This is a genomic window from Neisseria sp. GT4A_CT1 (assembly GCF_000227275.1).
In the GTDB taxonomy this organism is placed as follows: Bacteria; Pseudomonadota; Gammaproteobacteria; order Burkholderiales; family Neisseriaceae; genus Neisseria.
In genome coordinates, this window is record NZ_JH164967.1 from 343,643 (window position 1) to 350,732 (window position 7,090).

General features: G+C 51.8%; 6 protein-coding genes and 1 pseudogene. 3 read left to right on the top strand and 4 right to left on the bottom strand.

All coding sequences use genetic code 11. The features are described 5' to 3' along the window. Nucleotides 1–65: 65 nt before the first annotated feature. From ccoP to ccoN, 4 genes and pseudogenes are all read right to left on the bottom strand, one after another. Nucleotides 66–1,431 (bottom strand): annotated as a pseudogene (ccoP, locus tag HMPREF1028_RS08405) (cytochrome-c oxidase, cbb3-type subunit III). A 30-nt stretch (nucleotides 1,432–1,461) separates the two neighbouring features. After that, nucleotides 1,462–1,632 carry a CcoQ/FixQ family Cbb3-type cytochrome c oxidase assembly chaperone gene (locus tag HMPREF1028_RS08410; RefSeq protein WP_003757997.1) on the bottom strand — a complete coding sequence of 57 codons (171 nt, stop codon included), beginning with the start codon at nucleotides 1,630–1,632 and terminating at the stop codon, nucleotides 1,462–1,464. 4 nt (nucleotides 1,633–1,636) lie between these two features. Beyond that, a complete protein-coding gene (ccoO, locus tag HMPREF1028_RS08415; protein WP_009312365.1) occupies nucleotides 1,637–2,248 on the bottom strand; it encodes a cytochrome-c oxidase, cbb3-type subunit II in 612 nt (203 codons plus the stop codon). Nucleotides 2,249–2,271: 23 nt separating this feature from the next. Next, nucleotides 2,272–3,705 (bottom strand): cytochrome-c oxidase, cbb3-type subunit I, encoded by a 1,434-nt coding sequence (ccoN, locus tag HMPREF1028_RS08420; RefSeq protein WP_009312366.1) that lies wholly within the window; start codon nucleotides 3,703–3,705, stop codon nucleotides 2,272–2,274. A 329-nt stretch (nucleotides 3,706–4,034) separates the two neighbouring features. Between ccoN and HMPREF1028_RS08425 the strand changes: the two genes are divergently transcribed. From HMPREF1028_RS08425 to HMPREF1028_RS08435, 3 genes are all read left to right on the top strand, one after another. Then, nucleotides 4,035–5,798 carry a M61 family metallopeptidase gene (locus HMPREF1028_RS08425; RefSeq protein ID WP_009312367.1) on the top strand — a complete coding sequence of 588 codons (1,764 nt, stop codon included), beginning with the start codon at nucleotides 4,035–4,037 and terminating at the stop codon, nucleotides 5,796–5,798. Nucleotides 5,799–5,862: 64 nt separating this feature from the next. Further along, nucleotides 5,863–6,555, top strand: a complete 693-nt coding sequence (locus HMPREF1028_RS08430) for a hypothetical protein (protein WP_009312368.1) — start codon at nucleotides 5,863–5,865, stop codon at nucleotides 6,553–6,555. Between the two features lie 36 nt (nucleotides 6,556–6,591). Continuing rightward, on the top strand, nucleotides 6,592–7,032 hold the full coding sequence (locus HMPREF1028_RS08435; RefSeq protein ID WP_003757987.1) for a TIGR01244 family sulfur transferase: 441 nt from the start codon (nucleotides 6,592–6,594) through the stop codon (nucleotides 7,030–7,032). Nucleotides 7,033–7,090 lie beyond the last annotated feature (58 nt).

The following is a 7,090-nucleotide window of genomic DNA, read 5'->3' on the forward strand; positions in this document are numbered from 1 at the left end:
GCAACTTCAGACGACCCCATAAAAAAAACGCACCTTATGAAAAGGTGCGTTTTAATTTCTATGGTTTAGAATTTAGCGCCGGATTGGTTGGCCATATAGTCAACCGCTGCTTTGACTTCGTCATCACTCAGGCTTGTGTTACCGCCTTTGGCAGGCATGGAGTTAAAGCCTTCGAGCGCGTGTTTGTGCAGGGTATCTTTACCTTGTTTGATACGCGGGGCCCACTCGTCTTTCTTGCCTATGCCTGGAGCACCGGGGATGGTACCACCGTGACACATTTTACAGTTGGCTTCAAAAACGGCTTTACCGTCCACTTTGGCAGAAGAAGCATCTGCTTTTTCTACCGGCTTGGCTTCGGCAGGAGCGGCCGCTTTTGCATCAGCTGCTGAAGCTGCTTTTTCAGCTTGTGCAGGTGCGGACGCAGATGAAGCGTCAGCGGATGATGCGGCAGCAGAAGCAGGTGCCGGTGCGGGAGCAGGTTCGGCTTTTTTCACGGGCGCTTTGCCGTCTTTGTTGGACAGACCCCATACATACGCAGTCATAATGTGGAGTTTGTCTTTATCCAAGAAACGACCCCAAGCCGGCATTTGACTGTGTCGGCCGTTGGTGATGGTTTCGATAATCGATTTTTTGAGTACCGCCCCACAGCCATACGTTGTCGGTCAGGTTCGGACCCAGTCCTTGGATACCTTGACCTTTGTCGCCGTGACAGGTAAAGCAGTTTGCCGGTGGACCACTGAACAATACTTTACCGCGTGCGGCACGTTCTTCATCGTATTGGTCTTTGGATTTGGATAAGGACATGACATAGTTTGCCACATCTTTTACCCGCTCTTCACCCAATGCAGGACCCCATGCCGCCATCGTCGCCGTACGGCCTTTTTCAATGGTCTCGTGGATTTTCTCAGGTTCGCCGCCCCACAACCAATCGTTGTCGGTCAAATTCGGGAAGCCTTTGGAACCTTTGGCATCAGAACCGTGACATTGGATACAGTAGGTATTGAAGAGGTTTTGACCGATGGCGCGTGCTTCAGGATTTTTTGCCACTTGCTCAATCGGCATATTGGCAAACTTGGCATAAACTTTGCCGTACTTCTGATCTGCTTTAGCCATTTCCTGATCATATTGTCCGTGGCTGCTCCATTTCCACTGTCCTTTATAATCGCCCAAACCCGGATACATGACCAGGTAGCCGATACCGAACAACCAAGTGCAGACATACAGCCAAAACCACCAGCGTGGCAACGGGTTGTTGTATTCTTCGATACCGTCCCATTGATGGCCTGTCGTTTTGACCTCTTCGCCCTTTTTAGGACGCTTCACAACGTTTTGGGAAAGCAGCAGCCATGCCAAGCCGATAAAGCTGAGCACGACGATGACTGCAATGTATATATTCCAGAAATTGCTGGTAAATTGGGTTGCTGTGTTCATTATTTTGCTCCGTGATCACGGACTAAACTGTTATCGCCCGTCTTTTTCAGACGACTCTTTATCCTCATCATTTTCGAAAATACTGTTGGCGGCATCATCGTAGTTCTTTTTATTGCGTCGGTTGAAAACGATATAAAGCACTAAGATAAAGCTGATAAAAACCCAAACAGTAAAGAGCGAGCGGGCCCAGTTTACGTCCATGATGTTACCTTACGTTTTTCAATGCCAAGCCTAAGCCTTGCAGGTATGCAATCACCGCATCCAGCTCCGATTTGTTTTCCAAGGCTTCAGGTGCTTTGGCAATCTCTTCATCGCTGTAAGGCGTACCGACTTTACGCAGGGCTTTCATATGCGCCACGGTTGCTTCGGCATCGACTTTGTTGCGGGCAAGCCATGGGAAAGCGGGCATATTGGACTCCGGCACAACGTCGCGCGGATTCAGCAGGTGGATGCGGTGCCATTCGTCGGAATAGCGGCCGCCGACACGTGCCAAGTCCGGACCGGTACGTTTGGAACCCCATTGGAACGGATGGTCATAAACAGACTCGCCGGCAACGGAGTAGTGGCCGTAACGTTCGGTTTCCGCACGGAACGGACGGATCATTTGAGAGTGACAGTTGTAACAACCCTCGCGGATATAGATGTCGCGACCAGCCACTTGCAAAGCGTTATAAGGTTTCACACCTTCAATAGGCTGGGTGACTGCCTTAGTAAAGAACAGCGGCACGGCTTCAATCAACAGGCCTACGCTGACTACAAGCAGGGTAAATACAATCAGGACGCCGACTTTTTCTTCAGCTAATTGTTGTAATTTCATTTTGGTAGCCTTTTCTTATGTTTTTAGTGGTGCTGGGTTTGAGACACCGCGGGAATCTCGGCATCAACCGCTTTGCCACTGATGGCCGTACGGTAAACGTTGTATGCCATGATACACATACCGCTCAGGTACAGCAGGCCGCCGGTGAAACGAATCATGTAGAAAGGCATGGTGCGTTTAACTGACTCTACAAACGAGTAGGTCAAAGTACCGTCCGCATTCAAAGAACCCCACATCAGACCTTGCAATACCCCTGCAATCCACATGGAGGCGATATACAGAACCACGCCGATGGTCGCAATCCAGAAGTGTGCTTCCACCAATTTGGTGCTGTACATTTCATTTTTACCGAACAGGCGGGGAATCATGTAGTACACGGAACCAATGGTCACGAAGCCCACCCAGCCCAATGCGCCGGCATGAACGTGTGCAACGGTCCAGTCGGTGTAGTGGCTCAAAGCGTTGACGGATTTGATGGACATCATCGGACCTTCGAAGGTGGACATACCGTAGAAGGACAGAGAAACGATCAAGAATTTCAAGATAGGGTCGGTACGCAGTTTGTCCCATGCACCGGACAAGGTCATGATACCGTTGATCATACCGCCCCAAGAAGGTGCGAACAGAATCAGGGACAACACCATACCCAAGGACTGAGTCCAGTCAGGCAGCGCGGTATAGTGCAAGTGGTGGGAACCTGCCCACATGTAGGTGAAAATCAAAGCCCAGAAGTGGACGACGGACAAGCGGTAAGAATAAACCGGACGACCCGCCTGTTTCGGCACGAAGTAATACATCATGCCCAAGAAACCTGCTGTCAGGAAGAAACCTACGGCATTGTGGCCATACCACCATTGAACCATAGCATCGATTGCGCCCGCATAAACCGGATAGGATTTCATGAAGCCCGCAGGAATGCTCAGGTTATTGACGATGTGCAACAGGGCAACGGCCAAAATGAAACCGCCGTAGAACCAGTTGGCAACGTAGATATGTTTGATTTTACGTTTGGCAATCGTACCGAAGAATACGATGGCGTAAGCAATCCAAACCAAAGCGATCAGGATGTCGATAGGCCATTCCAATTCGGCATACTCTTTAGCTTGGGTATAACCCAAAGGCAGGCTGACGATTGCCGCAACGATAACTGCCTGCCAGCCCCAGAAGGTAAATGCCGGCAGCCAACCGCCGAACAGGCGTGCATTACAGGTACGTTGAACAACGTAGTATGATGTACCCATCAGACCGCAACCGCCGAACGCAAAAATCACCGCATTGGTGTGCAACGGACGCAGGCGGCCGAAGTGGAACCAAGGGCCGACATCTGATAAATCAAGGGACGGGGCAAACAATTGGGCGGCAACGATGACACCGACCAACATGCCCACAATACCCCAAACTACGGTCATGATGGCGAACTGGCGCACCACTTTGTAGTTATAAGTTTGTGTGTCCATGAGAGTCTCCATGAATTATGGGAATAAAAATTTTTTATCTCACTTTGCCGTATGCGTTTTGAACAAACGCAATAAGGGCTAGGTTTAAATTTTTCTAAATTTAACATATAAGACAAGCCTAGCCAAGCGGAATTACATTTCACTCCATCTGGCGGCTTTATCGATTTTTTATATTTTTTACTTTATAATCATATTATTATTTAACAACCTCCCCTACAGCGCCACTTTATTTTTTCAAGCCTCCCTTTTGAAGGGGACTTTATCGATATAAATCAAACTGCATAATTCGACCTTTTTATTCATAAAATTTAACAAATGCATTAATAGTCATGATTAATTACAAAATCACCCCCAACCCGCTCGCCCACGAGTGGCACATCCGCCTAACCTTCCGACAAGAACATGATTTGGAAACAGAAATCAGCCTACCGAACTGGGTTCCCGGCAGCTATCTGATACGCGATTTTTCCCGCCACATCACCACCATCCGCGCTTTTTGCAACGGAGAATATGCCCATCTGACCCAAGTCAAAAAAAACCGATGGCGCACCGCCCCTCAGTCCGGCGAGTGGGAAATTTACTACACCGTTTACGCCTACGACCTATCCGTCCGCGGCTCGTTTCTGACTGCCGAACGCGGATTCTTTGACGGCGCGTGCCTGTTTTTGCAGGTAAACGGACAAGAAAACAGCGCGCACCAAATCGAATTCCCCATCCTGCCGAAAACATGGCGGATTGCCACCACCCTGCCCCAAACCGGCATCCACAGCTTTCAGACGACCTCCTACCACGACTTAATCGACCACCCTGTCGAACTGGGCAACATCGAATTTCTCGATTTTGAAGCCGGCGGCATCCCGCACCGCATCGCCTTGAGCGGCCACTACCCCGATTTCGACCGCGACCGCCTCGTGTCAGACATCCGCACAATCTGCGAAACCGAACTGGCCATGTTCCCCTCCCCTGCCCCGTTCACCCATTACCTCTTCCTGCTCCACGTCGGCGACAACATCTACGGCGGACTGGAACACATCAGCAGCACCGCCCTGCTCGCCGACCGCCACAGCCTGCCGCCGCACGGCATGACCGAAGCCAACGACGCCTACACCCAACTGCTCGGACTGTTCTCACACGAATACTTCCACGCCTGGAACGTCAAATCTATCAAACCCGCCGCCTTTGCCCCCTACGACCTCGACCGCGAAAACTACACCGAGCAGCTTTGGGCATTTGAAGGCATCACCTCATACTACGACGACCTCTTCCTCGCCCGAAGCCGCACCATCGCCCCCGAAGCCTACCTGCGCCTGCTCGCCCAAAGCATCACCCGCGTGCAGCAAACCAAAGGTCGTCTGAAACAAAGCCTTGCCGAATCCAGCTTCACCGCTTGGAACAAATTCTACAAACAAGACGAAAACAGCCCCAACGCCATCGTCAGCTACTACCAAAAAGGCGCACTCGTCGCCCTCTGCCTCGACCTTGCCATCCGCAGTAAAAGCAGCGGACGACACACCCTCGACAGCGTCATGCAGCAACACTACCGCGATTGGCTGGACACCCGTCAAGGCATCCCCGAAAAACAATGGCAAGCCCGTTGCCAAGCATTTACAGACCTAGACCTCGAAGACTTTTTTCAGACGACCCTCTACACCACCGCCGACCTGCCCCTTGCCGAACTCCTCGCCACCATAGGCATCGGACTGCAATGGCAGGCACAACCGCGCAGCCACGGCGGCGCATTCCTGCCCGAACCACCAACCGAAACGCCCGCTCCCGCGTCCGACTTCGGCGCAAGGTTCAAACAAAGCAGCGACCACGCCACCCTGACCCACGTCTTCAACGGCGGCAGCGCAGAAAACGCCGCCCTCTGCCCGCAGGACAAAATCATCGCCATCGACGGCTACGCCTGTACCGACCTTGCCGCACAGTGGGCGCAACTCCCCATCGGCGCCACCGCCCGCCTCCACTACTTCCGCACCGGTATCCTGTACGTCGCCGACATCACCGTTCAAGCCGCCGAAGCCGACACCGCCGTCCTCTACATTACCGACCGCGAATTATTTGAAAACTGGCTTTATAATGACCAAGCCTGATTTTCAGACGACCTCAAGTGCCGGATCAAGGTCGTCTGAAACATCAACTCTGAAAGAAACAACCATGAAAAAAATCCTTGTCAGCATGACCGCCCTGTTACTCAGTCTGCACGCCGCAGCCGCCCCCAAATCAGATTCGGCAGATAAACTAGGAAAGGATATCGCCGTCTTCTACAAAAATCCCTCTGCCGAACGCGCTGCTTCTTTGATGGACCAGCTTGTCAAAGCCGATATCATGCGCGAAACCACCCTTGCATGGGGGACGCAAGCGCTACAAAAATACCCCCAAGGCAGCACCATTTGGTGTGACAACATCCGAACCTACCAAGGCGACGCCCTAACCTTTGCCGCCTACACCCTCACCCTGACAGGCACGAATCAAGCCAAAACCTGCCTTAACAGCCTGACATTAGATATCGAGCTTAAAAACAACCTCAAAAAAAACAAAAGCTTCCATCCGCTTCAAGAACCCATCATTTCCCCTGCATCACTGGATTTTCATTGGGTAACTTATTTTGCCACCGGCAACCCGAAAGCAGTCGAGCGTATCGTCGACTACATCATCAAAGCCCAAACGGCTGCCGCCCAACGCCCCAACCATGTAGACCTCACACTTGCCTCTGCCATTTGGTCAACCCGATCCAATATGGAACAAGATACGGCGATTGACAGCATTGTCCGCCAATACATACAAAAACAATCCGAAGCCAATAAAAAACGATTGGAACAAGCCCTGTTAGCCCCTCAAGACGACTAAAATCAATCCATCGTCAAACGTAGAAAAGGAAAACCCATGTCTATCCAAAAACTTGCCGACAACCTCTACATCGCCCCGCAGCTGACCGAAGCCGACGTTCAAGAAGCCGCCAAACTCGGTATCCAAACCGTCATCTGCAACCGTCCCGACGGCGAAGAAGAAAACCAACCCTCGTTCAAACAAGTCGAAAGCTGGCTTGAAGCCGCAGGCATCCGCGAACACCACCATCAGCCCGTCGTCGCGCCCGCCATCAACGCCGCCGATGTCGCCGCTTTCCAAAACCTGCTCAAAAGCGTTCCCCAACCTGTCCTCGCCTACTGCCGCACCGGCACCCGCTGCTCCCTGCTCTGGGGCTATCATCAGGTGCAAAACGGCGCAAGCGTCGCCGAAGTCGTCGCTGCCGCACAACAAGCAGGCGTCAACCTGAGCAACTTCGAAGCCCGTCTGCAAGACGCGCAACAAAACGGGCTGGCGTAACACGCTATCCGTTTAGCCAAAAGCAAAGGTCGTCTGAAAATACCGTTTCAAAAAATGG